General features: G+C 54.4%; 20 protein-coding genes. 7 read left to right on the top strand and 13 right to left on the bottom strand.

Translation table 11 applies throughout. The features are described from left to right. Positions 1–155: 155 nt before the first annotated feature. Positions 156–527: a DUF3592 domain-containing protein gene (locus tag BLU05_RS25020; protein ID WP_091886497.1), complete on the bottom strand. Its 372-nt coding sequence runs from the start codon at positions 525–527 to the stop codon at positions 156–158. Positions 528–754: 227 nt separating this feature from the next. Between BLU05_RS25020 and BLU05_RS25025 the strand changes: the two genes are divergently transcribed. After that, on the top strand, positions 755–1,891 hold the full coding sequence (locus BLU05_RS25025) for a LysM peptidoglycan-binding domain-containing protein (protein WP_091886500.1): 1,137 nt from the start codon (positions 755–757) through the stop codon (positions 1,889–1,891). After that, positions 1,888–2,706 carry a hypothetical protein gene (locus BLU05_RS25030; protein ID WP_091886502.1) on the top strand — a complete coding sequence of 273 codons (819 nt, stop codon included), beginning with the start codon at positions 1,888–1,890 and terminating at the stop codon, positions 2,704–2,706. Before BLU05_RS25025 ends, BLU05_RS25030 begins: the two co-directional genes overlap by 4 nt. A gap of 57 nt (positions 2,707–2,763) precedes the next feature. Here the strand turns inward: BLU05_RS25030 and tagF are convergent, their stop codons facing one another. The 6 genes from tagF to BLU05_RS25060 form a co-directional block, all read right to left on the bottom strand. Further along, the gene (tagF, locus tag BLU05_RS25035) at positions 2,764–4,161 is read right to left on the bottom strand and encodes a type VI secretion system-associated protein TagF (RefSeq protein WP_175540751.1); all 1,398 of its coding nucleotides are present in this window, start codon (positions 4,159–4,161) and stop codon (positions 2,764–2,766) included. Between the two features lie 80 nt (positions 4,162–4,241). Next, complete coding sequence (gene tssM, locus BLU05_RS25040) at positions 4,242–7,820, bottom strand: type VI secretion system membrane subunit TssM (protein ID WP_091886508.1); 3,579 nt, start codon at positions 7,818–7,820, stop codon at positions 4,242–4,244. Further along, positions 7,817–9,196, bottom strand: a complete 1,380-nt coding sequence (tssL, locus tag BLU05_RS25045) for a type VI secretion system protein TssL, long form (protein WP_091886511.1) — start codon at positions 9,194–9,196, stop codon at positions 7,817–7,819. Before tssL ends, tssM begins: the two co-directional genes overlap by 4 nt. A gap of 4 nt (positions 9,197–9,200) precedes the next feature. After that, positions 9,201–10,538, bottom strand: coding sequence for a type VI secretion system baseplate subunit TssK (gene tssK / locus BLU05_RS25050; RefSeq protein WP_091886514.1), 1,338 nt, complete (start codon positions 10,536–10,538; stop codon positions 9,201–9,203). A gap of 18 nt (positions 10,539–10,556) precedes the next feature. After that, positions 10,557–11,075 carry a type VI secretion system lipoprotein TssJ gene (tssJ, locus tag BLU05_RS25055; RefSeq protein ID WP_091886517.1) on the bottom strand — a complete coding sequence of 173 codons (519 nt, stop codon included), beginning with the start codon at positions 11,073–11,075 and terminating at the stop codon, positions 10,557–10,559. A 111-nt stretch (positions 11,076–11,186) separates the two neighbouring features. Further along, on the bottom strand, positions 11,187–12,542 hold the full coding sequence (locus tag BLU05_RS25060) for a type VI secretion system-associated FHA domain protein (RefSeq protein ID WP_091886521.1): 1,356 nt from the start codon (positions 12,540–12,542) through the stop codon (positions 11,187–11,189). 226 nt (positions 12,543–12,768) lie between these two features. Here BLU05_RS25060 and BLU05_RS25065 point away from each other — a divergent pair, with 226 nt between their 5' ends. Beyond that, positions 12,769–14,169 carry a caspase family protein gene (locus tag BLU05_RS25065; RefSeq protein WP_091886524.1) on the top strand — a complete coding sequence of 467 codons (1,401 nt, stop codon included), beginning with the start codon at positions 12,769–12,771 and terminating at the stop codon, positions 14,167–14,169. A 74-nt stretch (positions 14,170–14,243) separates the two neighbouring features. Next, complete coding sequence (locus BLU05_RS25070) at positions 14,244–16,526, top strand: peptidoglycan DD-metalloendopeptidase family protein (RefSeq protein WP_091886527.1); 2,283 nt, start codon at positions 14,244–14,246, stop codon at positions 16,524–16,526. A 15-nt stretch (positions 16,527–16,541) separates the two neighbouring features. On the opposite strand, the gene tagH is transcribed toward BLU05_RS25070, so the two are convergent. After that, positions 16,542–17,639, bottom strand: coding sequence for a type VI secretion system-associated FHA domain protein TagH (gene tagH / locus BLU05_RS25075; protein WP_175540752.1), 1,098 nt, complete (start codon positions 17,637–17,639; stop codon positions 16,542–16,544). 158 nt (positions 17,640–17,797) lie between these two features. Between tagH and BLU05_RS25080 the strand changes: the two genes are divergently transcribed. Genes BLU05_RS25080 through BLU05_RS25090 form a run of 3 tightly spaced genes read left to right on the top strand, consistent with a single transcriptional unit; the run spans position 17,798 to position 21,010 of the window. Then, positions 17,798–18,208 (top strand): DUF1036 domain-containing protein, encoded by a 411-nt coding sequence (locus BLU05_RS25080; protein WP_091886532.1) that lies wholly within the window; start codon positions 17,798–17,800, stop codon positions 18,206–18,208. A 55-nt stretch (positions 18,209–18,263) separates the two neighbouring features. Beyond that, positions 18,264–19,046 carry a PP2C family protein-serine/threonine phosphatase gene (locus tag BLU05_RS25085; protein WP_175540753.1) on the top strand — a complete coding sequence of 261 codons (783 nt, stop codon included), beginning with the start codon at positions 18,264–18,266 and terminating at the stop codon, positions 19,044–19,046. Further along, positions 19,046–21,010, top strand: a complete 1,965-nt coding sequence (locus tag BLU05_RS25090) for a serine/threonine-protein kinase (RefSeq protein ID WP_091886537.1) — start codon at positions 19,046–19,048, stop codon at positions 21,008–21,010. Before BLU05_RS25085 ends, BLU05_RS25090 begins: the two co-directional genes overlap by 1 nt. 6 nt (positions 21,011–21,016) lie before the next feature. Here BLU05_RS25090 and tssG read toward each other — a convergent pair whose 3' ends face one another. Genes tssG through tssC form a run of 5 tightly spaced genes read right to left on the bottom strand, consistent with a single transcriptional unit; the run spans position 21,017 to position 26,568 of the window. After that, a complete protein-coding gene (gene tssG / locus BLU05_RS25095) occupies positions 21,017–22,024 on the bottom strand; it encodes a type VI secretion system baseplate subunit TssG (protein ID WP_091886540.1) in 1,008 nt (335 codons plus the stop codon). Then, entirely contained in the window at positions 22,021–23,823 is a 1,803-nt protein-coding gene (gene tssF, locus BLU05_RS25100; protein WP_091886543.1) for a type VI secretion system baseplate subunit TssF, read from the bottom strand. Before tssF ends, tssG begins: the two co-directional genes overlap by 4 nt. Continuing rightward, on the bottom strand, positions 23,816–24,307 hold the full coding sequence (gene tssE / locus BLU05_RS25105; protein ID WP_091886546.1) for a type VI secretion system baseplate subunit TssE: 492 nt from the start codon (positions 24,305–24,307) through the stop codon (positions 23,816–23,818). The genes tssF and tssE overlap by 8 nt, the downstream gene beginning before the upstream one ends. Positions 24,308–24,310: 3 nt before the next feature. Next, a complete protein-coding gene (locus BLU05_RS25110) occupies positions 24,311–25,123 on the bottom strand; it encodes a type VI secretion system accessory protein TagJ (protein ID WP_091886549.1) in 813 nt (270 codons plus the stop codon). Then, the gene (tssC, locus tag BLU05_RS25115; RefSeq protein WP_091886573.1) at positions 25,120–26,568 is read right to left on the bottom strand and encodes a type VI secretion system contractile sheath large subunit; all 1,449 of its coding nucleotides are present in this window, start codon (positions 26,566–26,568) and stop codon (positions 25,120–25,122) included. The genes BLU05_RS25110 and tssC overlap by 4 nt, the downstream gene beginning before the upstream one ends. Positions 26,569–26,685 lie beyond the last annotated feature (117 nt).

Consider the following 26,685-nt stretch of genomic DNA (forward strand, 5'->3'; position numbering starts at 1 on the left):
AAGTCTGGGACAATATTCCTGATCGCAGCCATGGGAATGCAGCATTATCAATAACGCCTGAGATGGTGGATCAGTATCGTTTGCATGCGCGGGTGATGCGCAACGCTGCCATACGCACGGCTATCACGACCGCCACCCGCTCATTTATTGGATTATCAGGACAGCAGGTTCGACAAACCGGTAAAGACAAACCCCACTCCCAAACCCGCAAGCAGGATGGTCAATGACCAGATCGCGCCAAATTGATTGAGCGTGGCACTTTGCTTGGGGCTGTCTGCGAGATAGCGGACCTCCACATGATCTCCGACTTTCGCGCCGAAAACCAGTCCGCCCTGCGGGTAGGAAATCTGCTCCCCATTTCGGGTGACGAAGGCAATCTGCGGATGACTTCCGCCTGCATTGAGTGCCACGACATCGGCGGGAACCACAATGCTGGACCTGATGAAACGGAGCGTCATTCCCGTTGATATTGCGGCGGCAACCGAAAATGCTACCCCGATTATCGTGATAATAGTCATTTTGGTCATGAACGCCCCTTCAGTCGGCCAAGCCGGAAATCATAGTGCGCAGAATGCCACCTTTTCAAGATGGCGCGTGGCAATCAGAGTATATCCAAAAGGAAGCACTCTCCTGGCCAAGTCAGAATTAGTTTGCAACTCTCCCAAAGTGTCACAGCTTTGTAGTCAAAACATGTTGACTTCTTTACTCCGGACGGCAAGTCTTTTTCAGCCTTTAAAAGGCGGGGGGAACGCAGATGATCGGCACGCGATACGTAATTAAATCTGGTGATACATTGTGGTCTATTGCTCGCGACCAGTTAGGTGGCGGTGGGCAGTGGCCGCGGATCTGGCGTTATAACAACCGACGTGAAGTGGTTCGCAGTACCGGTCATGGCATACCTGATCCTGATCTCATTCATGCCGGGCGCACCATTCTTATTCCGGTTCTGCCAAGCCAACGACCTGTGCGGACTGCTGACACGCGAACCGCGCCTGCACATCCCGTATTGCCATCAACGCCGCCTGTTCCAACGCCTAAGAGCCCAAGGCATTCATCACCGACCACTCCATCACCGGCCGCGCCCTCATCGGCTGATGGTGGAAATCTGAAGAGCACGTTGAAGGATATCAAACTGCCAGCGGCTCTTAAATATACATTGAAACAGCAACAAACGCTTGAGACGCCCACTGCGACGGTTGAGTTCCAGCTGACCGGTGATGTTTTTCTGATGGCCAGTACAAATGCGGCGCTTAGTTACAACATCAGTGATCAGAAAACCGAACTCAAGATGACATCCACGATGCATCACGCTTTCGGTGAACTCGTCAGTGATAACCGTTTCATTTTTGACCCGAAGAAAAATGAATGCACTGTGCGCTCGATGCTTGTCAGCCAGAGCAATTCACCCGGTGTATCGACTGTCGCCACGGCGGTCGGTTTCGAATTGAGCCCGCTCAATCCAGTCCCTAAATTGCGCTTTGAATTGAGGCTGCCGAAACTTACCGGCCGCATCAACGGCTTTCTCTACACCGCTGTTGACGTCAAGTTTGTCATCCTCGTCACGCCGAAGCCCCAGCCGCCCACGGGACCTTCACCACGCATGTTGCCATTGCCGTCACCGGTTCCGCAGGCCCGACCCGAATCCGGTACGAACTGGGGGAAAGTGGTCGGGGTTGGTCTGATCACCGCAGCCGGGGTGATTGTCGTGGCCACGGTTGTAGAGGATTTCTTTACAGCGGGCGCGGGCATTGCCGATGATCCAGCGTCATTTGCCGCCGCAGCCGCTTTATTTACGCGTGGTCTGGCTGGCTTTTCCCGAGCAACAGCGGTGCTTCCCGCCGTTGCACCTGCCAGCTTTGTGATGCGCAACTCCTTCGAGCTTGCGCATTGAGACTCTCGCGGCGTGTCGTTCTGGTCGCCGCTTTGGCGATGGCGGGTGGTGGGGTCTATCTGCTCAACAGGCCGACCGGCAGCGAGAATGATGATCTTGAAGGCTTTGCACGCAAGCTTGGCGAGCAGCAGGGATTGACCATTGGTTTTGGCGATCCCAATACCTTTTTTATGCCTCCCTATATTGCTGCCGATGCGCAGATACAGGGTGTTGCCTTTGAACCCGTTGATCGCGCTATGGTCGCTGCGTCATTGAAAGGCCTTGCCAAGGCTTTTGAGGCCTATCCGGAAAAGTGCCTTGGCCGGATTATCAAGGCGATTTTTATTGCGGGAAAGATTGTTATCAACGGTGCGGAGGTTGGCGGTACCTATGGCCAGGATTGGATATTCGTCGCATCGCCGCGCAATCTTCCTGATGAAACGCGCCAGCTTACCGCCGAACTCGATGTCCATCACGAGACAAGCTCATTCGTGTGGTGGCGAAATTCGCCGCTTCAGGCTGCTTTCAAAGCACAGGAGCCAGCTGATTGGCGATTTGAGAACGATGCAGCTGATCAGGTTGCGCGCGGTCAGGGCGTTAATCCACCCATAGAAACAGGCTTCTTGTCGGCTTACGGGGCGACAACGGCGGAGAATGATTTCAATACCTATGCGGAGGTCATTTTTTCTGATCCCGCGCGCATGAAGGATATGGCCAGCAAAGTGCCCTTGGTCGCGAAAAAGCTCAATCTTGTCCTCAAGGCGTATATGGAAATTGATCCGCGCCTTCACGAGACCTTTTCAAGGATGGGCTTGCTTGAAATAACGGCTGACTAGTAGCGCTGTGACGTGCAAATGATCCGGTTCTAATATCTGCTTGGTCTGTGCGATGCTCTAATCGACGGCCATGGCCACAACCGTGAGATTATCTTGCGCGCCATTGATCAGGCTGTCGTCAACGAGCCTGTCAATGATGGCCTCAACTCGATTGGTGCTGAAAAAGCTTGCAACGCTGTTTTCGAGCGCCGCCTGCGCAATATTTGCTGTCATTAGAAGAAAGCGGTCTCCGGGCTCAAGATCGCCTGTGATCATGACCGATGTTGCACGCAATTGCAGTTTGAGTGTCGAGCTGGAGCGTTTGCTAAGGGCGGTGTCCGTCAGTTCCGTAAACGTGCCATCGCGCAGCAAAAGGCAATGCACGTTTCCCTGTACAAGCAGGCCGAACCTGTTCTGACGGAAGACAAGGCTCAGCGAACCAGCCTGTAATGCAAGCCCCGCAACGGCAATGTCGAGACGTTCCGTCAAGGCGCGCTTGGCTCCTTCAAGGCGCTCCGCCAAAAGCTCAAGTGCATCTTCGACATTGTCGGGCAACGGGATGCTGTCGAGCGAGGCGAGCAGAAAGCGCGAAATGGTGGCGCTGCGGCTCAGGCCAAATGTGCCATCGGCGACGGATATGAGACCTTTATCAAGTTTGAAGACAAAACTCTCCGTGTTTTGCTCAGCAAGCGTGCCACGATGGGAGCGACCAGCTACAGAAATATCTCCAACGGTCTGGGCTTCGGAGAACATACCGTTATTGTGCAGGGACTGGCCGCTCTGCCGTGCCCGGGCAAATTCATCATTGAAAGCAGACGATGCCGTGTCGTCCTTGAAGAACGATGCGAAGGCCGTCACAGCAGGCCAACCGGGGTATAAGGACATACCCGGCTTGCGGCGGTCCGACCCCGATGTCCACCACACCGATTGCGGTTTTGAATTTCTGCCAGCCAAAGCAGCCGCCAAGGGCGCAAAGGCTCCCGCGTCCGCTGACGGTTCACCCAGCGGGTTCAGGTTTGCAGGAAGAACCTCAAGATCAAACGCTTTCTTTGCCAGTTGATGATCAAAATAATCGATATCGAACTCGTCTTCCAGAACACTCAGCAGAACGTCTTCCAGCGAGTGCAGCCATTCATCGGCACGAGCAATGGACACAACGGAAAGGGGAAAGTCCGGTATCTGAGCGGCAACAAGAAAAGGGAAATAGCGCCCGGCCTTGTCAACACTCGGGATCATCATGCCGACAACGGGGTAAGGGCCGCAAATGCTAGCTTCAAGGTAGAAGCGCCAGATCGGAGCGTTGAGATAGAGGTCCATCCACTCATCCGCCAACATCTCGCGACTCGACTGAAGTGCGGGTTGCAGCCATTGGTCGAGTTGCAAGCGGACATCCCGGTCGAGCCGCCGGCTGATGAAATCCCCTTTGGACGGTACCTTGCCGAAATAACCGGCCAGAACCGTATCTCTTGCTTGCATCGGGTTCATCCCTTCCGGTCGTATGTCCAACGGTGACGGATGCTATCCTGTTGCTGCGATGGTTCCTTGAAATTCATGCTCTAAAGCCCTTCAGGGCAGCGGAACGAGCGCAGTGCCTTCAAAGCGAACGGATTGAGCACGGAACCAACCCGAACATCAAAGCTTGCGGTACGGCTGCCCATGCGGAACGAGGCAGTAAACTGATCCTCACTTGATACTTTTTTCTGGGCAAGGTCGAACAGCCGGAACATCGCCCAAGGTCCCGTCTTGCTGACGCTTGAATTTGGGCCTGGTGGATTGAAGGCGATGCGGGCGGAACGATTGCCTTGGCCGGGCCACTTGAATGATTTGGTCTGAACTGGCCCGTGATCATAATTGATCGCTTCACCGTTGATATCGAGCGCTACGGAGGTCGAATTGCTGTCGAGATCATTGGGCGTGATATCGAGATCAAGGCTCAGGTCGTTGCCGCCTTTTGAGAAAAAAGCTGTCTGGATGGTTTGGGCATTCTCAAACTGCACAAGGGCGTCGCTCGCAATCGCTTCAGCACCATTCATACCGACCAGACGCCACGGTGTTTGCGAAATATCGACGAATGGCTTGAGCTGAAACTGGAAGAACGTTGCAAAATCACCAGATGGGCTAAACATCCGGATAAAGTCATTGATGGCAACGTCATTATTGGCATTCGGGTCAAAGGGATAACGTCCTGCAATGGCGAGCTTGCAGAAGCGTCCGCTGTTGCTCTGCCACAAATCAGAAATGGACCGTCGTGCTCCCGTTGCAGATAATCGGGCGATGTCGGTGGCAAGACGTCCGATCCAACGGCTGACAGGCTCGGGCAAACGTTGTGCTTGTGTTACCAGCATCTGATTGGCCGATACCAGCTTGCTCTCGACGCCAAAAATCGTGTTGACCTCACCGGCATTGGTGGCAGCGCGGCTGAGCTGCAGCGACAGTTCCTCAAGAACGGGAGAAAGATCGGTAAACTGAGACTTCTGCCCTTCCGGAGGCTGCAGGGATTTGCGCAGCGCGGCATAAGGGTCAAGCATTGTGGTCTCAAAGCCGTCGGTCAAAGCCTGCATGGATTGAACGCGCTCTGCATTCACCTTGGCCAGTTCCTCGGCCGCTTTGCGTTGCGCCTCGTCAACGTCGCCTTCCTTCTGGGACGGTTTGGCGGCGGCGGCTGGCGCGGAGAACTGCTGGGGGTCCAGATTGGTAGCCTCGGCTACGGCAGTCGCAAAGGTCCGCAGTGGATTATCAGCAGACGCCAGGATTCGGACAATGTCGGCAGCCTGAATGAGATCAGGAGCCGGACGTATGCCCATGTCATTCAGCAGCGCTGCCCATCGTTGGCGATTGGCGTTGAAATATATGCGCAGGACATCGGTCTTCAGATTGTCGCTGGATTCCGCCTGCGCCTTGTCTTCACCAATGACCCAGCCCTCCTGTGCGAACTGTTCCGACATCTGGGCCAGGCGAGGCAGGAAATAGTTGAAATAGCCATCCCGGGTGAAAACCCCCGGTATGCCTTGGCGAAGATCCGTGCCACTTTCGCGGGCAAACAGGAGTTCCGCCCCCGAGCCCGCTTTGTCTACAGGCCGCCACTCCGGTAATGCCATGGCATCCGGAGAGGTAAGCAGTAGTTCGAAGAGTTGCTGCGAACGCGGAATGGCATTGATTTTTGCGCGTGCCTTCTTGATGAGATTTTCGTCAAGGCTGACCGTAATCAATGGCCGGGACAGGAGCGCACGGCTGTGTGCAAGCAGGCTTTCCCGCGCCTGCGCGCGCCCTGCACCGGGCAAGGAAGCATCGAAATTTGCCTTCAAGGTTTGTGCGGCAAACTGCTCGTCCAGCGGTCCAAGACCACCAAGCATCGCATAGAGCTTTAGCGTATCATAAAGCTGTCCGGTTGTGATCTGGGGATCATTCATCCGGTTCTGCAGATGGACAAGCAGGCGAGGGAGAAGAAAACCGTTCAGCGCCCGGGCATAGGTCGCCTGCATGCTTTCGCTTAGCTTGGCTTCCTGATCCGTGCCGAAGTGATACCAGCGACTTTTACCGGCAATGTCGTCGGTGATGGCACTGCGCAACGTGTTGAGCGGCGAGAGTATCCGGTTCAGATCATCGGTTGTAATGTCTTCGATAGCAATCGAGGTGGCTTCACGATTATAGGAGGCGATGCGCTCATTGACCGCGCTCATCGTGCTCTGATTGGTGAAATAGGCATGGGACCAGCCTGCAAAAAGCCCGCCGGCAATGATCAATGGCACAAGATAGAATATGGTGGACATGATGCGCTTGCGGCGCTGCACCTTGATATCGGTGGTAACAAGATTGGCTTCACCAAACACCACCTCATTGAACAATCGCGACAGGAAGAATGCCTTCTGCGAGACTGTGCCAGTCGTGTTGGGTTCCTGCAAAAACGAGAAACGTTCGGATGTCGAACGCCCGACCTTGTCATAAACAGCGCCGGTCTGGGTGGCCGAGACGAAATAGACACCGCGCAGGAGTGGCGCGCTGACCAGTTTGGAACTTGCCGTAAGCTCGCCGATTTGCTCGACGAGAACGCCCTTGATTGACGCAAATTGTGCAGGGAACCTGAACACACTGCTGCGTCGGAGATCATCAGGTTCCTGCTGCATGCGCTCGAGGAGTATGCGGTGCATGCGTTCGAGAAGAAGATCGACCTCGCCGGAAAAAGCTTCGGCAATCTTGCCTTTTGACTGGCTGACACCGAGAGGGAACGTAACACCGAGAACCTGTTCGCGATCGAACTTGTTGAAGTTGTCGAAAAATTCGCCGAAACCTGCAAGCATGTCCACCTTGGTGAAGATCAGATAGACCGGCAGCCGGACCTTCAGATTGTCTTCCAGATCACGCAGGCGCTGCTTGATGATTCTGATTTCCTTGAAGCGGGCCTGTGCGCTCTGGGTCAGTATGTCTTCCATACTGATGGTGACCAGCACGCCATTGATCGGCTTCAAAGGTCGATGCCGTTTGAGCAGGCCAAGGAAACTCTGCCACGCCGTGCTGTCGACGGTAACATCACTGTCTTGGGTTGTGTAGCGGCCCGCCGTGTCGATCAGCACGGCTTCGTCGGTAAACCACCAGTCGCAACTGCGGGTACCGCCGACGCCACGAATGCTGTGTTCGTCCATCTCTTCAGCAAAGGGGAACGACAGTCCGGAATTGACGAGAGCAGTCGTTTTGCCGGAGCCAGGCGCTCCGATGATCATATACCAGGGGAAATCATAGATATAGCCGAACCGCTTTTTGCTGATCGACTTCAAGCGCAGGAGAGCGTCCTTCAGGCGCTGCCTGAGCAGTGCAACTTCTTCCTTTGCTTCTGTTTCGGAATCGGTGCCATCCTCGGCGACCGCGTCGATCATTGCAGCTTCGGCACGGCGGCGGCGGACAGCCGAAACAATTGCATAGATCAGCCAGACGAGAACAACCACGCCGATTGCGATGATGCGGTTGTACTGCGACTCAAGCGGGCGCCATTTGCCAAAGGCGATGCTATCGCCATAGAACCAGATCATCACGGCGATAGCGACGACCCAGATCAATGACCAGAACCGGCCGCCCTTCAGGAAGCCCAGATAGCTCTCAATGTAGGAGCGGATCGTATAGATCCAGTTGAGGATATTCACTGTTGATTGCCTGCGCCGGTTGTCGTGTCTTTTTCAGACCGCGGATTTGCGGTGACGATAATCTCTGTTCGCCTGTTCGCGGTCTGGCCCTCTTCGGTATCGTTGGTGTCGATTGGTTCGGATTCGCCGCGCCCCTCGAAGCGAATCTGGTTATCAGGCACATAATTGCCGATAATGGTGGCTACCGATTCGGCGCGAGCCCGGGATAGATCATAGTTCGACGGAAAGCGTATCCCGCGGATGGGACGATTGTCGGTATGGCCCACGACAAGCGCAGAGAATTTTTCGTCTGCGATGGCACGGCCAATCCGATCAATCAGGCCCTGGAATTGCGGGTTGACGTCCGCGCTTGCCGACGCGAAAAACCCGGTATTGCGGAACCGCACAAGCACGCGATTTCCGTCTCGCGCTGTGGTTAATAGGCCCCGATCCACCTCCGGCTGGAGGAAAGTGAGGAAGTCGCGCAGCCTGTCCACCTGTTCAACCGGTTGTGGTGCGGGTTGCTCAACCTTGATTGATGGGTTGCCTTGCGGCGGAGCGGCGGCCATCGCAATCATAATGCCGTCCGACTCCGTATTGAGAAGGCGCAGGATGCCCACATAGCCGAAGGCACAAAGAAGAACGAGCATTCCGAGCAGTGCTGGATAAAGGTTCTTGAACCGTGCCTTGGAGAAGCGCGCATTGATACCACGCCAATGCGGCGATACTTCCCGTTCAATGTCACCCATGGATGACTGGAGGGTACGATAGAGACTATCCCTTATCTGCGAGAGTTCGAGAGCGCCGCGGGCACTGACGCGCAGCCTTCCTTTGAAACCAAGAGACAGGCAAAGATAGAGCAACAACAGGATATCGCGATTGCGACCCGGGTCCTTGTGAAAATGCTCAAGCAATTCGAAAAAGCGTTCACCGCCCTGAACGTCGCGGTGAAATGTCGAGACAATACTGTTGCTCGCCCAATTGCTGGCGCCGCCCCAGCGTGTGCTCAGAACGACGTCATCAATGGTGGCGCAGAGAGCGTAGTGCGCCACGCGGGCATGTTGCGTGTCCACATTGGCATTTGCGACCTTACGCTCATAAGCCCGCATTTCGTCGATCACGGCCGTGCGAAGCTGTTCGGCATCAGGCTCTGCGTGAAGTCCGCGAAGGTGGTAAAGCAAGTTAAGCTGCGGGCGAGCGGCAGCGACAAGAAATGGCAACCCTTTCGGGCTGGTATCGATTGTATCCACGCCGCCTTCACGCAGCGCTGACTGGAGTGTCGTTGTTTCGTTGCCGTCAGCATCGCTCGAGCCAGCCTGTGCCGCACGTCCACGCTCACCGCCCGGCTTGGGTTTGATGATCGTTGGCTCACTGCGCCAGAATTTATCGTCGCTCATGGCATCACGACTTTATTGCCCAGAGTTCAAATTCAATGGCCGGAAAATCACCGGCAAGATGCATTGCGATAGCGCCGGACGTGCTGAGTTGCTTCCACAAGGCGCCATCGCGGTCGAGTTCGAAATAGCTTGTTCCGGGGCGATAGGGCAATTGGCGCGGTGCAACCGGCAGCGGGCGAACCGCTATACCCGGCAGGGCGACATTGACGAGTTCTGCGATCCGTTCAACCGGGCCGACCTTGATCTGCCGGGGCAGGGTGCTGCGCAGAGCCTCCGATGGCATGTCACAACGCACCGCCAATACGAAGCCGCTGCCGACCAGAAGACTGCGATCAGTGATCGTACCGACCCGCACGCCGTGTTTGCGCTCGTCGAGAGGAATTTCGATTGCTGACCGTTCCAGAACAGAGGAAAGCGATTCACGCAGATCAAACAAAACCGGATCAAATGAACCGCGCAGGTCGAGATGGCGATATCCCGGAAACACCGATCCGCGACGCCGCTCTTTGGTGAATGTTGAAAGCTCACCTGCAAGCTGTGCACATAGTACATAGAGTGTCTCGGGATGCAGGGAGCTCAAATTCTCGCGATGGTGGCGAAAGACTGCCTCGTTCCGGTTAAGTACCTGAAGAAACTGGAAATCCGAGACTTCTGCCGTACCGCGGATTGATGGATCGCCCATGCGGTCGGCGATTGCTTCCGCCCTATGAGACATAATGCCCAGAAGCTCGGTAACAATATTCTCAAGCTGAAGCTGCGCTGCGCAATTGATCGATGGTGCGATAAAGGTGTCATCAAGGACAACGGATTGATCCTGCCGGACCTCGACGATCCGCGCGACAGCGATACGGTCGTATCCAGCCAGTTCTTCATCGGACAAAAGAAAACTCAAACGAAAACGACCGACGTCCAGAAGCGCCGCAATGGAGCTGCCCTCGTTCGTATCCTGCACCTCGTATTTCTGGCGCGCATAACGGACGTTGCGTCCGGGGGCGGTTTCACCACCAATTTCAGCAAGTCCCGGCTGCTGCATGGGCAGACAAAGATAGACGAAGACATTCTTCGTGCCTTCCTCCAGTCTCAATGCCGGGGGAAGGTCTACGGGGCCGGGCGCTTCGAACACGCTTCCATCGGGCATGACACCGCGCACGCTCGACAGCGCGAACATTCCATTGCCGAGGAGCTGCTCGTTGATCGTGATACGCGAAATACCCCAAGGGAATTTGACGAGTTCACGAACGACCGATTTGACAAGCCTTTCAGTCCAGCGGTCCTGCTGTTGAAAATGCTGTACCCGAAGGAACATGCCTTCCGACCAGACGACGCGATTGTCATGTTCCATCAATAAACACCGTACTGGTTAATGGCCTGCGGACGCGCTGACGGAGAGCTTGCCAACCGAAACAGTCAATCGGCTTGCGCCGGAAATCGGTGTCAGCGCACGCCAGCGTGCGTTCTCGATATCACGGAACCCGGCAATCACCCCAACATATGCACCCTCAGTGCCCGGATTGACAGTCAGTTCCGTCGACTGTCCCGGCCGCACCGAAACCGTCTTGCGTTCAACCAGATCATCTCCAAGTGCGCTACCGCCCTTCAGCTGGAAGTAATCCATGGATTGAAAGCGTCCGGGTGATTTCAAAACGAAAATCTCGACCGCTGTCGGAGTAGGCGAGCCTGACGGAGACGGATTTGCGGTTGCGCTGGCCGACACGGTCGTCGAAATGGGGTCCTGATATTTCGGCCCGCTTGCTTCGGGGGTGGATGTGCAGGCTGCCAGAAATAGGCCCATCCCTATGGTTGCTGCCTGAAAAATACGGCGTTGAAACATCGAGTGACTGCGGAAATTTGTGAGTGCCTCAAGCGCTTCAAAACGCATACTAATCTCCCAATGCTCTATAGTTGGACATTTGCCCAATCCAAGGTTGTGAACCTGCTGTAACTTGCAGATAACACAGCATCACGTCAACGTAATCTTGATCGTGAAGATTCACGGTTGGGGAAAGAACTTACGCAGAAGTTTCATCAGGGCGGGCTTTGGCTTGCCTGACTGCTGGCCCTCAAAAAGAGTGGAAGATGCCAGAAACTCGTCCCAGAGTGCGGCTTTGCGCAGTGCTGGAATGGCTTTTGCCTTTGCTTTGGTGGAAAGCGCCGCGGGATCGATGGCCTGTTGTATCTCGCCAATAAAGTCGAGAACTGCAGCTGAAAGGGCGGTCTGATAATTGATAATCGATTGGAAATCCCGCTCGATGAGCTTCATATCGGCTGGCTCCGCTTCACCGATAAACTCGATAATACCGTCCATCAGCTGATCATTCTTTTGTCCCGCCAATGAGAAAATCCATGGCGTTTCCCCGACAATGCCTTCCAGCTCCAGACGTGCCGCCGAGGCGTTTTTCCCGACATGCATCTCATAAAGCTCAACAAACGCTATCTTGAGCACTGCACCAGCTTTTCTCATCAGCTGCTCGTGGTCGATATCTGGCAGGGAGGCTGTGTCGAGCCCCGCACCTTCAAGAAACGCGGTCACAAGTTTGGAATCGGAATAGGGTATCGGTTGTGGTTCGATTTGAACCGCATAAACCGGCTTCTCGACGGGAGCAGGCACGAATTGTTGCTGAGGTGCAGTATGCGAAGCCGGAGGCGTCACGGGTGCGGTGGAAAGAGGCTCCTCGTCATCACTGTCCCAATTATCGGGGAGGATCGGACGAACAATCGGCAGATCAAACAGCGAATTGGCCGTTGGCGTCTGTTCGATTCGATCCGCGAGCGCGGATGGACGGCTAGCACGATATGGCTTGACAATGTCGACTTCGGTAACGGGAGGGCCATCCCACCCTATGTCGACCGCGCCAAGCGCTTCGCGCGACGTTGGTTTTGCCGGACCATCAAAAAGTTCGTCGTGACTTTCGCCGGGGAGTTTACTCGTGGCACTAACGCCGCCCGGCGCAATATCAGACAGGATAGATGTCAGGCTCGGTCCGGACAGGAGATCCGCACTATTTGTCTGTTGTTGGGGCCGAACCGCCCCGGCCTTCTGGATTGCTATGCGAAAACGATAATCGGCGATTTCAATGGTGTCGCCATCCGAAAGCCGCTGTCCGTACTGGCGGTCGACGGCAATACCGCCAACACTGACCCCGTTGGTGCTCTTGTCGATCAGAAAAACACCATCGTCGCGCTGCTCCAGCGTGCAATGATGTTTGGAGACGACGCGGCGACTGTCCTTGATTACCCAGCTGCAATTTTCACCCCGGCCGATGGTAAATCGCGCATCCTGAACCACCATTGAACCGCTGAATGACGTATCGTTGGGATTGCTCAGGGCTTGAAGTTCAATTCGCATGGTTTATTCCTGCAGGTAGCCATCACAGTATTCGCTCTATTTGCCCGATCACTAGCAAATATTGAAGCCTTGCAATTTTAGTTTCCAACACAACATAGTTGCAAGTATAGCAGGAAATAGGCTATTTTTGCGTATCCAGAACGATCTGCAAGTGATCAGATCAGCAACCGGAGTAAGCTGGACAAAGCCCGTCCGGTCAAGCCCAATGAGCTGAAGAGATAGTCGATTGACGCCTTATGCGCCAACCCCACGCAGTTTTTTTCCGCACGCTTTGCGTGTGGTTTTGGCTTGCCTTGCGTTTCTTTTCGTTACGCAGATTGCGCGCGCTGAGATAATCGCTGTTAGCGGGCACAAGCGCATCGCGCTCGTTGTCGGTAATACAAACTATCAATATGTCGAGAAGCTGGTCAATCCGGCCAATGATTCTCAGGCAATTTCGGCTGCATTGCGCGATGAGGGGTTTGACGTTTTTCCCGCAAACGACACGACGCGCGATGAATTTGACCGGATATTCAATGAATTCAAGACGCAGGCCGAAACAGCGGATGTCGCGCTTGTGTATTTCTCCGGACACGGGTTTCAATTGAATGGCGTCAACTATCTGGTGCCTGTTGATGCTCGCCTGAATGACAGATCCCGGATTCTGGATGAAACAATCAGCTTGGACAAAGTGATTGGTGAAATCCAGCAACGCACGCGCCAGACACTTGTTTTCCTTGACGCATGCCGCAACAATCCTCTTCCCGACGGTGGATCGGTGAATGCCGGTCTGGCTCAGGTTACAGCGGGTGCAGGTGTGTATGTGGCCTTTGCCACCCAGCCCGGCAACATCAGTTACGATGGCAAAAGTTCATACAGCCCATTTACCAAGGCGCTGGTTGATCACATCAAGACACCAGGCCTTAGCATCTCCGACCTTATGATCAAGGTTCGAAATGATGTGAAGATGGCAACGCTTGATAAGCAAATTCCCTGGGAACAGTCTTCGCTGCAGCAGCAGTTCTATTTTTCGGAGCCATCGGGCGGCGTCAAAGGTGAAGGTCAACAGCAAGTTGCAGCATTGGACCAGTCAGGCTCGCAGGCTGATCAGGGATTGACACGCCGGACCGATTTAGGCGATGCGACACGGGGCCCGGCAGCTAATCTTACACCTGATCCCGGATATCCGTCCGCTATCAATCCGCAGACCGGTATGAATCCCATCATCATTATGCCGGAGGCGCCCGTTGAAATCTTCGGTCAGGAAGATTTTGTTTTTACGCTTCAGAACGAATTGCAACGGGTAGGCTGCTACACGTCTGATCCTGATGGCGTGTGGGGCGGAAGCTCACGCGAAGCAGCGCAGCGCTATTGGGCAACCAAAAAGATGAAGACCGCCGATACAGGCCCCACTCAATTTCTCTATGAAAACGTGAAGCGCGAACCATCGTCCGTCTGTGTCTACGAGCCGCCGCGTCAGGCTGTCGCTCCGGCCAAGCCCGGTCCAAGGATTCCGGTCAAACCGCGCGCAGCCCGTGTCGTAGCGGACTCTGATCCCGAGCCGCAACGCGTTTTTAAACCTGTCGAACCTGCCGCTCCTCCTAAGAAAAGCCTGCGTGGAAGTCTTATTGGTGGTGTCTATCGCTGATGTTTGAACTCGACGTCAAAGATCGGGGAGCCCAGCCCGCATATCGGGTACCCTGTTCCGTTTGTTGTTGATCCATGCGTGGAGAAGAGCTCCATACGCTAAGTCAGGATTTCAAGCGCGCCAAGAAACTGGCACGGCAGCGTCGCAATAGGCGCCGCATATGGCAAGGGCTTGCTCTTGTCGCCTTCGCCGGGGTGGCAGTCGGAGCGTTTCTTTACCTGCCAAAGTTTCTTGGTATGCCCGATGACCTGACAAACGAGACATTGGTTATCCCTGAGGGTGAAGTTCAACTGCCCGGCAAGGATGGCGAGTTTGAATTGTCGGCGACAGATGACCGGCGTGATGCGCTTCTGCTTCAGTCTGTGAACAATGAAAAACCAAGGCCGCACAAAAGCGAAATACGTTTTCAGAAGAACAATAGCGGTTCTGAAATTGACGGTTCGGTCTATTTTGTATCGGACACAATGCTGTCGAGTTCCGTAAGATTAATGACGGCGCTACCCGCCACCCCGCAGGACTTTGCTCTTATGCAATCCGCGCCCGAGATATCGACGACACCGCCAGTTGTGCCGCAAGCTCCCGAACAACCCGTTCCTTCAAGCGATACCGCGTCATCGGACGCTGGGTGGGAGGGCGGCGTTTCACCCAGTGAGACAGCCCAGATTGGTGCTTCATCCCCGGGCAGTTCAAACAGCGTCGACATTATCAGCGAGAAGAAACGCCCGCCGCAGAATCAGCAATTCGTAATCAAGGTCCTTGCGGAACGCAATGTGAAGGATGTTCTTGCGGATGGGCACACAACGCAAGCCGAAACAGCGCGCGTCGCCGAGGCGGTAGCGAGATCGCTGAATATTCAGGTGCTTCGTCCGGGTTATCTTGCGGTCTGGCGAACGGCGCTCGTTGATTCACTGAATGGAGCGACAGCACCAGTCCAGATATCGCTTTATGGCAGCGAAGGGTTGATCGGGAGTCTAGCCCGTGCCGATGACGGCAACTATGTGAAGATCGACGATCCTTGGAAGGGTGAGAGCTGGAACGATCTGACCAATGGTGGAGACGGATCAAAGCTCGATCAAAACTTCCGCATTATGGACGGCATCTATAGTGCTGGTATCCGCAATGATATTCCGATCAATGTCATCACTGAGACCATCATGCGGATGTCACGGCTCTATGATCTGGGGAAATTCATTTCTCCGGAGGACAAAGTATCCTTGCTTTATTCCGAAACGCCGCGTGACAAGGCCAGCGAGAGCGGACGTGTTTTGTATGTGTCGGTCCGACGCGGTGGCGAAAATCTGGAATGCTATTTGATGCGCCCGGAGCGCGGTGGCGATTACGCCTGTATGACCGAGGGCGATACCACGTCCGGATTGGGAGGTGCTGAAGGTTTCATCCTGCCGGTCAAGGGCGTTTTCCGCTCGGGCTTTGGCCCACGCGTTCATCCCATCCTTGGATCGGTCAAGTTCCACGAAGGCGTGGATTGGTCGGCGCCTGCAGGGACGCCGGTTTACGCTTCCTTTGACGGCACAATCAGTTTTGCCGGTACCAATGGAAACTTTGGCAATTTCATCAAGATCAGCCATGCGGGAAATCGGGAGACGCATTATGCGCATCTTCAGGGGTTTGCGAATGGGATTGCCGTCGGCAAGGCTGTCAAAGCAGGGCAGACCATCGGATTTGTGGGCTCGACGGGCCTCAGCACCGGACCGCATCTGCATTTCGAGTTGCTGGCAAATGGCGGGCTTGTAGACCCGCTGGGCTATGGCTACAGCGAAATCGGTCTGGATGGCGAAGCGGAAAAACTCGTACAGCGGATTATTCATGTGGAAAGCGGCGGCAATCCCAACGCTGCTAACCCATTATCATCCGCCAGCGGTCTGGGGCAGTTCATCAATAGCACCTGGTTGCGCATGATGAGTTCCTACAGGGCGGATCTCGTTTCGAAAATGAGCGTAAGTGAGTTACTGGCCCTGAAGTCGGACCCGACTCTGGCAACGGAAATGGTGATGAACCTTGCCAATGAGAACGAAGCAACGCTGAAAGCCTCAGGCATTGCCGGTACTGCCGGTAATCTCTATCTCGCTCACTTTCTTGGCGGTGGCGGTGCCGTATCGGTGCTGTCAGCCTCGCCTGACACGCAGCTCAGTTCCCTGTTGGATACATCGGTTTTCGGTGCCAACCCCTTCCTTTATGGCAAGACCGCTGGATGGATTGTTGAGTGGTCCAACCGGAAGATGTCTGGCCAGGGAGGCGCACAGGCTTCGCCAGTTTATCGGGAAGCACGGATCAAGGCATCGCGCTTCCGTTCCTATAGTTCAGGGATTAATGAGATGCTTGCCAAGCTGCAAGGTTGAGATGGCATTCGCTATTCAGTCGGTTGTTCTCTGTTTGCCGATTTTCTCGTCATAGGCCTCACCGAAATAATGCAGGAAAACATCGAGAATGCCATTCTCGTAAGGCTCGTTCCGTTCGTTCCAGGCGTTGACATAGCGGGTCCAACGGGCACCTTTCCCTGAGAGAAACGAGCTTTTCCCTGATGCTTCGATTGCGTCGGGTGACAGCTCGTTCAGCAAGCGGAAGAGCGCGGTTTGCATGGCCTGGAATACCGCCTGTTCATGCTGCTTGAGATCGTCAACGGCCTCGCTGAAGCTATTCGTTGCATCCAGATATTCACGTTTGTTTGCTGCAAACAAAGCGGCCAGTGCGGCCGACGTTTCGGGAATGAACTTCAGCGCATTGTTGCCGTCGGATTTCAGAACGGTCTGCTTGGTGCTGCGGATCAAGGCACGCATTTGGGCGCGAGCGGTGAGCAACTGGGTGAGGCCGGGTACCACAGCCCGGAAAATTTGGCCCAATTGTTCGGCAAATTCGTCATCATGGCGGCCTGCGAGCACATCGGGATCAATTCCTGCTCCAATGGCAAAATGTTCGATAAACCGTTCGCGCGAATGGGAGGGCCCGGTGGATGGTCGCGGTTTGACGGGGGCTGGAGGCTCGCGAACGGCCTGAACTGAACGGGTTGGCTGTGTGGGTGGACTTTGCACAGCCCCAAGAAACATGGTTCGATCTTCCATCTCACGCAGCGGACTTTCGGCGCCCCGGGGAATAAAGACGGTTTGTTCCGCTGTAAGCAATGGCTCGGAAGGCCGTGGTTGCTCAAGAAATACGCGGAGCTGGTAGGCTCCGATTTCAACAAGATCACCCGCTAACAGGATGCGCCGCGCACCCTTCTGCAGCTCGTCGCCATTGACCAAAAGGCCGTTCGCCGACAGATCTTCTACCCAGTACGCATTGTCGTCGTAAAAGATCTGACAATGTTTCGTCGAAACGAAACGGCTTCTGTCAGGCAGGGACCAGTCAGCATCTTCCGAACGACCGATGATGAAGGAGCGCTGGTCTGTTATGAACTCCGGAATAATATCGTCTCCATGCAGGGAACGATTCTCCAACCTCAGCACAAGTCGCATCCGCTTCTCCGGCATTTGTTGTCTGGCCATAGACTATTCAAATAAAGTGTTGGATACCAAGAGTATAGCGATTTGGATGCGGATCTTTTTTGATGATAGACCAAATTCGATACGGTGGTTGCGGCAAGAGCAAAGGAATACATCGTTTCAATCTCGGAATGACGAGTTGGTTTGTTGTATTTTTGACTGCCCCATTGTTACTCGCAGCCCCCAGAGCTGCGCAAGCGGCTTTCACCGTGTGCAACCAGACTGCCGACGTTGCCAATGTTGCAATCGGCGAGCAGGTGGGCGGGGATATGCGGACAGAAGGCTGGTGGGCCATAGCCGCCAATCGCTGTGCTGATGTCATAAAGTCAAAACTTTCAAACCGCTATATCTATGTTCATGCCATTGATGTTCAGGGCAGGCCCATTCTGGACGGCGCCGTTACTCTGTGTGTTGATACGAAAAAGTTTCAGATTACCGGTAAAGACGCTTGCTGGCAGCGCAATCATTTGCGAGGCGTATTCAAGGAAGTTGATACCCAATCATCTGATAACTGGACATTGTTTCTGACTGACCGGCCCTAGAAGAAATTATTGGTAGAATGCCCTTTAACCCATGACCTGCTATCAAGCGAGAGACATGACCATTCCAACGCGCAACAAGACCAAAGCAAAGGATTCAGCCGGGTGGTTTGATTCCCATGCGATGTCCCATACGGGTCGCGTGCGGCCGGTCAATGAAGATCGCTTTCTTTCAAAGCCACTAAACGGGGTATGGCTTGTTGCCGACGGCATGGGTGGCCACTCCCACGGCGATGTCGCGGCGTCAATGATCGTGCAAGCGGCTGGACGCGTCGGGCATCATGCAGTCCACGAGGCAAAAGTTCAGGATTTCCACGATCACATTTTTAGTGTCAATCAGGATATCCGCAATCTGGCACGCGAGCATGGACTGGGTGTCATGGGATCGACGCTGGTTGCATTGCTTGTTACGGGCCAGCATTTTTCGGTCGTATGGTCAGGTGACAGCCGTCTTTATCTCAACCGCGGCAACCGGATGACCCAGATCTCCAAGGATCATACGGAAGTACAACAGATGATCGACGATGGTACGCTTGATCCAGCGGCGGCTGCCAGTTTCAAACGCAAGAATGTCATTCTGCATGCCATAGGTGTTCACGAGCTTCCTCATCTTGATTTGCTCAGTGGTGAATTGAAGGATGGAGATACATTCATCCTTTGCAGCGACGGCCTTACTGCGCATCTCTCCGCGTTGGAAATTCAGGACATCATCCTGTCGCAAGAGCCAGAAACTGCATGCAATTCACTGATAAACAGTGCGCTCGAGCGGGGAGGGAGCGACAATGTTACGGTGGTGGTTGTCAATTATCGCGTAGCCCCAGCCCATGATGGTCGGCCATAATGCGTGAACAAACCGAATCCGGTCAAAAATCCGGAAGCATCAAGCCCGGAACGCGGCTGAATGATATCTACGAGGTGACAGAACTTCTCGCAGTCGGTGGCATGTCAGAGGTCTATAAAGGCCATAACATCCAGACACTCGACGAGGTCGCCATCAAGGTTATTCTGCCACACCTTGCCAGTGACGAGCAGGTTATTTCGCTCTTCAAGCAGGAAGCCTCTATTCTCAATTCTCTGGGGCATGATGCAATTGTTCGCTATCACGTTTTCTCGATTGATCGGCTTTCCAATACCGCCTATCTCACGATGGAACTCGTGGAGGGGCCCTCCCTGTATGAGCGCATAAGGGATCGGCCCTTGAGCCTGGCTGAAGCTGCGAAGCTGATCAGTCGGATCACATCGGGCCTCAAAGTTGCCCATGAACGCGGCGTCATTCACCGCGATATCTCCTGCGACAACATCATTTTGTCTGGCGGGAATGTCGAGGGCGCCAAACTCATCGATTTCGGTATTGCCAGGCTCGGCATTGGTGGAGACCGCACGCTTCTGGCCGGGAGCTTTGCCGGAAAGTACAATTACGTTTCGCCCGAGCAGTTGGGATTGTTCGGCGGTGATGTACACGAGCCGAGTGATATCTACAGTCTGGGACTGGTCTTTGCTGCGGCCCTTCGTGGCACCCCGCTCGATATGAGCGGTACCCATGCCGATGTGGTCAGAAAACGTCAATCGGTTCCGGATCTTTCGACAATCCACCCGGCGGCGCGGTCCATCATTCAACGTATGTTGCAGCCAAGCCCCGCGCTCAGACCCAAGAAGGATGAAATCATCGACGCGTTGCGACCGATGATTCCAACAACAAAAGATACCTACTCACGGCGCTCACAGATTTCAGCATCGTTGAGAGACGGACGTGGACAAACTCCATCCGGCCAGTCCGGTGCCAAAGGGACCTCCGGTAAATGGGTTGTTCTTGCTTGCCTGCTGGTCGCCTTGGGTGGCGCAGGCTGGTACAGCTTTGTCTATCAGGAGAAAATCAAAGCCTATTTATCGGCGCAGAAGACGAGCAAGCCTGCAACGCCGTCAGGCAAATCCGAATTCAAGCTTGATGCCGATCCAAACAGCGTCAAACCTAAACCGGAACCACAAGCCGATCAGGTGAAACCTGTAAAAGAGCCGGAAGCTCCAATTGGAACCACGATGGAAAAACCGCCAACGGCTACAGTGGAAGCCAAGCCGGATGTAAAGAATGCGGGCGACGAAAAGCCAGTTAACACGCTTCCTGAAGCGGGGCAAAAGCCAGAAAATTTGGCGTCCGGTGAGCAGCAAAAGCATGACGAACCACCACCAGACAGCGGTGGCTCGCAGCCGCAACGCGCCATGACGGAGGCGGACTGGATAAAACAGTTTGCCGGTGGCCCCTGCTTCTTTGCCCACGGCACAGTTACCGCACCCCGAACAATAAATATTGAAGGTTTTGCTCAGAGGGTTGGTCCATTCGTCGAGATGGAGCGCGCTTTCATCAGCAAGTTTGGTTACGAGCCGACAATCAATGTGCGGCAGATTGCGGATGCACAATGTGATGCCTTGGCATTTCTGGCTGCCGTGCCTGTCAATGCGGGCAAAGCGGCCTTCGTCCTTAAAAACGAGGTTCTGGGGCCTGCTGATCCGTTAGCCGCAACCCTTGGCGGAATCGAGCAGAAAAACGTTCAGGTGCTTCTCGTGCGCCAAGACGGTACTGTTGATACAATCAACACAACGCGTCGCGGCGATAATACGGTCATCAATCTCAATCTCGCTGCGCCGCAAAAGGACGCCTCCGTTCCCTATATGCTCATTGCGATTCAATCCGATGAGAAGCTCGACTTGATCGGTGGCAAGGATACGTTCAAGGGGCTTGCGGCGAAGTTGCAACAACAATCCGGAAAGCCTGCTGTGACTGTAAAATATTTCCGCCAGCAGGGATGAGCCGTATCAGGCTGATGCCTGGAGGGTTTTATCAGGATCAAATACTGCATCTGCGCTGTCTTTGGCGGCCGGGGCCTGTCTGACCCACAAATCCCATCCAAGCCGGCCAACCGGTGATCCGTCTTGCAAGCGTGCCTCGGGAATATCCTCTTTGGCCAGAATAAGCTGAATTTCGAATGACAGGGAAGGTCCGCAATACAGGCGCACCAATTCAGTCAATTCGGCAAACTTCTTCCGGGCTGGCATAAGCGAGAGATATTCGCCGTATCGCAACGGACCAATGGAAATCCGGATCGCACTTCTGCGGTCCGCATAGGAAGAACCAGCAATTGCTGTGATGCCCAGCAGGGCATTATCCCGGCTGTTGCTGCCTAATTGCGTTTGCTCCGAGGGGTCAACTGCAAGCCAACGCTTTTGAAATTGATGAACGGCAACTTCGTAGCCAAGGAATTCGGACAGCATAAGTCTGAGATTGACCGCTGTTCGCCGCTGATTGGCAAAGAAACCGGAGAAATATAGCGGTACTTCGGGTTCAATCTTTAACCCTTCGATCAGCTTTGGCGCTGCAAGCCCCAGAAGCGAGTAAATGCTTCGTGTAACCTTGTTTTTCGAACCGATACCAAAGAGCTGGATCAGGCTGGAAAGCCGGTATTTTCTCGAACTGGCAAAGAACATGCCGCGCAGCTCGGCCGCAAAAACCTCGAGAAAATCGAAATAGCTCGAACTGCGTCGGCGCTTCTCGTCAAGAGCCCGGTCTGTATAGACCGATGGCAATGCTGCTACCGGACCAACCAGTCCGATATAGTTTGCATGAATACTCACTGTTTCGCCCCGGCTTTCAGCCCCCGAAAGTGCCGTTGCGGCATGATTATGGGTTGCGTGGGATGTCAGCGAGATTGTGGACGTGGCTTTCTCGCCCGCCAATTCGAGAAGCAGATGCGCCGCATCTGGGTCAAAAAGATGTGGATCTGCTTTCAGCCGATCAAGAAGAGATCCCGGTTGTGCGTCTGTCACAACAGCACCTCATCGGCTGTGCGGGGCGGGAAGCGAACAACAGGCAATGCAAGACCGGTGAGCCGCACCGTCAGTCGTGCAAATGTGTTGATTGATGCGTAGAGCCCGAAAAAGTGCGACAGGACTGATCCGAAAAGATAGGCGACACCGCGATCCATCAGGGCCTCGTTGAATTCGATCGTCACGTCGACGCCGCTGGCAATGGTCCCGTCCTTCAGGCGTGCGGTTGCCTTCTGGCTGGTCACAGAGGATATCGCCTCGATCATCGAGCGCATTTCAGGGGCATGCCTGAAATCATAGAGCCGCAACATGCTCTTCAGGATTTCCGGATCACCGCTGGTGAGCGGAAGATGATTGAGGGATAGATGCGATATGAGTTTCCAGTAGGATTCACCCTCTGATTCAAACCGGTGTGTATGCGTCGGAGGAAGCAGGCAATTGATCTTGCCGATTTCGCTGATTGTTGCCTGCGTCTTGAAATAGGGTTGTCCGCCGCCAAATGGCAGAAGCTCGGGCAAACCGCGATTGATACACAGCGTATCGACGGAGGCGACGAGATGATCCTCCGGCATAGCCGGGTTGAGGTTCATATCGACAAACCGCAGCTTTGCCTTGAACGATTTATTGTCCTCGCCAATGTCGCGTTTATACTGCCAGAATATGTCTGCCCGGCTTTCATTGGTTTGTTTCTTGCGGCCGAAGAAGGGGGGGACCTCCTTGCGCTGGCCCTTCTGGTCAGCAATGTCAACGCGCTCAATGGCGTATATCTCGCGGGTTGAATTGTAGCGGGCGTCAGGCAGCACATCATATTCGTCAAGCATATGGTTGACAGAAATTGGTTCAGCACGCTGCTCGAACAGATTTATCACGGGTGTGCAGTGCAGATCAAAACTCGTCGAATCCACCGCATTAACAAGCGTATTTGCCGATGTATCGAGGTAAAAAAAGAGGTGAAACTCTTTCCCCGGTATACTGCCGAGAAAAGACTTCAATCCACTCAGCTCAAAAAACAGGAATTTCTCAGGCAGGGCAAAGAATTCGGCCAGCAATCGGAAACCCGGAAAGCTTCGTTTGGAATAGGGAAGCATCCGTTTGTCGTAATCAAAGCTGATTGGCTTCAGAGCGTTGGGAGGTAGGCGCAAGGCTGCTTTGTCTTCGCGATGTCGTCCGACTGCTATGCCTATGGTGTGGTTGAACAACAGTTCGTAAAGAGCGGCCCCCGTCGCAAAAGGCGCCCGGATAAAGAATGTCAGCCGGTCCAGATCAAGGCTTGCAACGCTATCCACCGGTCCCGTTGTCGCTACGCTGATTGACAGGCATGACATGGGAGACAGATCTTGCACGGGCGGTGCAACATATGGTGGTTGCGCAAGCTTGCAATCGGTTATTGCGACGGGGCTCAGCGTCAGTTCCTGTGTCGTGGAAAAGCGGCAGGTATCCCCCCGAACCGGTTCAGAATCGACGACCATCGCCCGCGGCAGAACAATTGACTCATCCTGTTGAGCGGAAGGGTCAAATTTCAGAATCGACATTGAAGGAAGCTGCGCCAGATAATGCGGATACAGGGCTTCAAGCAGCGTTTCGGTCAGTTCCGGAAAGTCATCATCAATCTTCTGCCGGATACGGGCTGCGGTATAGGCAAAGCCTTGAATAAGGCGTTCCACATGCGGATCGTCAACAGCCTCGGGTGTGAGACGCAGGCGGCCGGCCACCTTTGGATGTTGCTGTGCAAATCTTGCTGCACGTTTGCGCAGGGAACCAAGTTCACTGTTGTACCAATTGAGAAAGCGGTTAGCCATGATGTGCGCCGCCAATCAGGAAATGCCGCGTGGCCGGATCAAGCGACGTGTCAAAAACAATGGCTTCCACACCGTCAGGAAGCAGCATCTCCGCTTCTATGCGCAAATCGAGAACCCGATCCTGATCGCCGCGGCTCTTGCCGAGACCGACGCGCACCCGCGCCAATCGCGGATCAAAAGCAACGATGACTTTTCTGATCGCTTCGGCAAGATGCAGACGCTGCTGGGTCGTTGCCAGCATAAGTCCATGGAATCCCGGCGTGCCAAAACGCAGAAGGCTGGTCTGAAGCTCTTCGAATTCCTTTTCAATGCTGCGGGGCCATTGCTGGGCATTCAGCAGCGCTTCGATATCCCGGCGGATATTCTCCCGCACGCGGTTGATCTGTTCGCGCGGCGTCAAAGGTTGATCGACCGTCATATCAGGGTCGTGATCCATAAGCCGATCGAGAACAGATTCAAAGGATATCCTGCTGCTTACGGCCATATTCTAGTTCGCCGGCTCAGGAATGAATTCGATCGACATGATATCAAGCAGTCCAATGACATCATCATCGACAAGCAGGCATTTCTGACCCTTGCCCGCAAACAGGCCGCCCCCGGCTTCCACCCAGTCGGTTTCCCGTCCAAGCTTCATCGCATCGCTGACATCGCGTGAGAAATACGTTGCTGGCATGATGACTTCGGACTGAGAGTCATCGCGAAGGGTCAACAAGGCCTGTCGCCACGTCAGATCGCGCACGCTCTGAACCGGCTGAAATTCGATCCGGTTGATCCGGTTGAAATCGATCCACATATAGGTGCCGTTCGTGTTGAGAATTTCGATGGCATGCGGAATGCGATCATCAAGGTCCCGGAAGGACGTTGCAGTGCGGCCATCGATCCTGACCGAGCCATGGATGACATTTTCCGGAAAGGGGGTGGTGGCCTCGCCATTTGTCCCCGTTATGCTTTTTTCGAGAACCAGTGCATTCTTCATTGCCAGCTGATCATGTTCGCTTGGCCCATCGGGGAACGCTGGTACAGCACCGGTTTCAAACCAGGCGGCGCGTGCATCGGATGCGCGCAGCCGGCCGCGCAGAAGGGCCAGTCCCATTGCCAAATCAGGAATCGTTTTTGAAAGAATGTCAGCTTGCTTATCGGCGCGTTCAAAGTCGCCGCTTACGATCAGAAGATCGATCAGAAGTCGCCGGGCAGCATCATCCGTCGGCCGTATTTTGGCGATCGACAGCGCTACGTTTATCGCGCCTTGAAGGTCGCCGGACTCGATGAGATTGGAAACGCTTCCTGTTGCGTTCGTCATTGTGCTTTACCCTTACTGGACTGGTCAGATTTGCTGTTCATATCGGCGAGAAGCTGGAAACTTGCTGTTACGTCGTCGAGCTGAAAATGCGGTTGTAGCCGCATAACGCAGCCGTAAACACCCGGGCGCCCCGGTATTTCCCGGACTTCAACGGAGGCTGATCGCAGCGGATGCCGCGCCTTGACGACACTGTCGGCATCGTCGTTGCCGATACAATAGGTAAACAGCCATTTCTCAAGCGTGTCGCGCAAACTGTTGGACGTTGCAATCTGGCCGACGTTTTCGCGCATGATCATTTTCAGATAATGGGCGAAACGGCAGGCACACAGCACATATTGCAACATGGAAGCTATGCGCGCATTGCGATTGGCAATTTCGGATTCATATCTTGCCGCCTTGTGGACGGACTGATTGGAATTGAACACCAGATGCGGCGTGTAGGGTACGGTGGCAAGCGGCACGAAGCCGGCTTCACTTAATATCTGCTCCTGCTCGGCATTGAGGCGCTGCTCGATCGGCGGCTGGGCGGCAAAATCATGCTTGTCCGTGGGGAACGAAATGTAGGGCAGCGAATCCACCAGACCGCCATTGAGCTCATCTTCCCGCACCCCCCGCAGGTCCGCGAACCAGCCCGAGGAGGCATATTCTCTCAGGACCAACGAGGCGAAGGCAAAGGAGGAATTGCCCCAGAGCAGATTATTGCCTTTCGGGTCAATCTCCTCACGAAAGAAAAACCCATCCTTACGCGTAATATCGTTGGTCCGATAAGGCCGGCGGACCAAAATCCGGGGCAATGTCAGCCCAAGAAATCGCGTGTCGGATGCGTTGCGCAGCCTATTCCAGCGGGCGGATCGTTGCGGTTTGAGCAGGAAGGAGAGATCAGGCAGGCGGTCGAGATCGGCAAAGCTCTCGATTTCGAGAAGCGATGGATCAGCCGCACAAATGAATGGAGAAAACGCGGCAGCGGCGACACTGGAAATACCTTCGATAATGGCGATATCGTCAGTGCCGGTTGTTGGATTGATACCTGCGGCAATCGTATAATCCCCGATCAGGAGGCCGTAAGGCTGGCCGCCCGGCATGTCGAATTCCTGCGAATAGATCAGTTCGAACAAACGGCTTTGATCAAAATCCGCAGCCCGTTCAATATCGCGGGCAAGTTCTTTCCATTTGGCGGAAAAAACCCGGATTTGCACCGGGCTTATACCGATTGGCTGCTGAATCAATTGGTAGAGGTTGCGCCAAAGCGCTTCCAATCGTTGAAATTCGGGGTGGTGGATGATCCGGTTGACCTGCGCGGTCAAAGTTTGATCGATGGCATCAATCAGGCTGTCAATCTGAAAGCGAATATCAGGTGTAGCGGTCGCAACCGGCGCGGCGGCATCCGAAAATGGTTGACGAGTCTCATATCGTTTTGAATCCGGTGTCAGACTCTCGGATATCACGAAATCATCACTCCTGAATTCTTCCAAATGTGCGGGAAGAAAGACCGCCTGTACACCGTTTGTGCAAGGCGGCCGATTCATTCAATGCCATGGTTCCCGGCGCGAATGTGTGTGCGC

This window comes from Phyllobacterium sp. OV277, from assembly GCF_900104355.1.
Lineage (GTDB): Bacteria > Pseudomonadota > Alphaproteobacteria > Rhizobiales > Rhizobiaceae > Phyllobacterium.

Coding starts and splice junctions, on each gene's coding strand:
- tssK (WP_091886514.1), bottom strand. CDS start 10,538: ATGGAACATGACAATCGCGTCGTCTGGTCGGAAGGCATGTTCCTTCGG.
- tssE (WP_091886546.1), bottom strand. CDS start 24,307: ATGGCCGTAAGCAGCAGGATATCCTTTGAATCTGTTCTCGATCGGCTT.
- BLU05_RS25085 (WP_175540753.1), top strand. CDS start 18,264: ATGACCATTCCAACGCGCAACAAGACCAAAGCAAAGGATTCAGCCGGG.
- BLU05_RS25060 (WP_091886521.1), bottom strand. CDS start 12,542: ATGCGAATTGAACTTCAAGCCCTGAGCAATCCCAACGATACGTCATTC.
- BLU05_RS25080 (WP_091886532.1), top strand. CDS start 17,798: ATGACGAGTTGGTTTGTTGTATTTTTGACTGCCCCATTGTTACTCGCA.
- tagH (WP_175540752.1), bottom strand. CDS start 17,639: ATGCGACTTGTGCTGAGGTTGGAGAATCGTTCCCTGCATGGAGACGAT.
- tssL (WP_091886511.1), bottom strand. CDS start 9,196: ATGAGCGACGATAAATTCTGGCGCAGTGAGCCAACGATCATCAAACCC.
- BLU05_RS25025 (WP_091886500.1), top strand. CDS start 755: ATGATCGGCACGCGATACGTAATTAAATCTGGTGATACATTGTGGTCT.
- tagF (WP_175540751.1), bottom strand. CDS start 4,161: ATGCAAGCAAGAGATACGGTTCTGGCCGGTTATTTCGGCAAGGTACCG.
- BLU05_RS25090 (WP_091886537.1), top strand. CDS start 19,046: ATGCGTGAACAAACCGAATCCGGTCAAAAATCCGGAAGCATCAAGCCC.
- BLU05_RS25070 (WP_091886527.1), top strand. CDS start 14,244: ATGCGTGGAGAAGAGCTCCATACGCTAAGTCAGGATTTCAAGCGCGCC.
- tssJ (WP_091886517.1), bottom strand. CDS start 11,075: ATGCGTTTTGAAGCGCTTGAGGCACTCACAAATTTCCGCAGTCACTCG.
- BLU05_RS25110 (WP_091886549.1), bottom strand. CDS start 25,123: ATGACGAACGCAACAGGAAGCGTTTCCAATCTCATCGAGTCCGGCGAC.
- BLU05_RS25020 (WP_091886497.1), bottom strand. CDS start 527: ATGACCAAAATGACTATTATCACGATAATCGGGGTAGCATTTTCGGTT.
- tssF (WP_091886543.1), bottom strand. CDS start 23,823: ATGGCTAACCGCTTTCTCAATTGGTACAACAGTGAACTTGGTTCCCTG.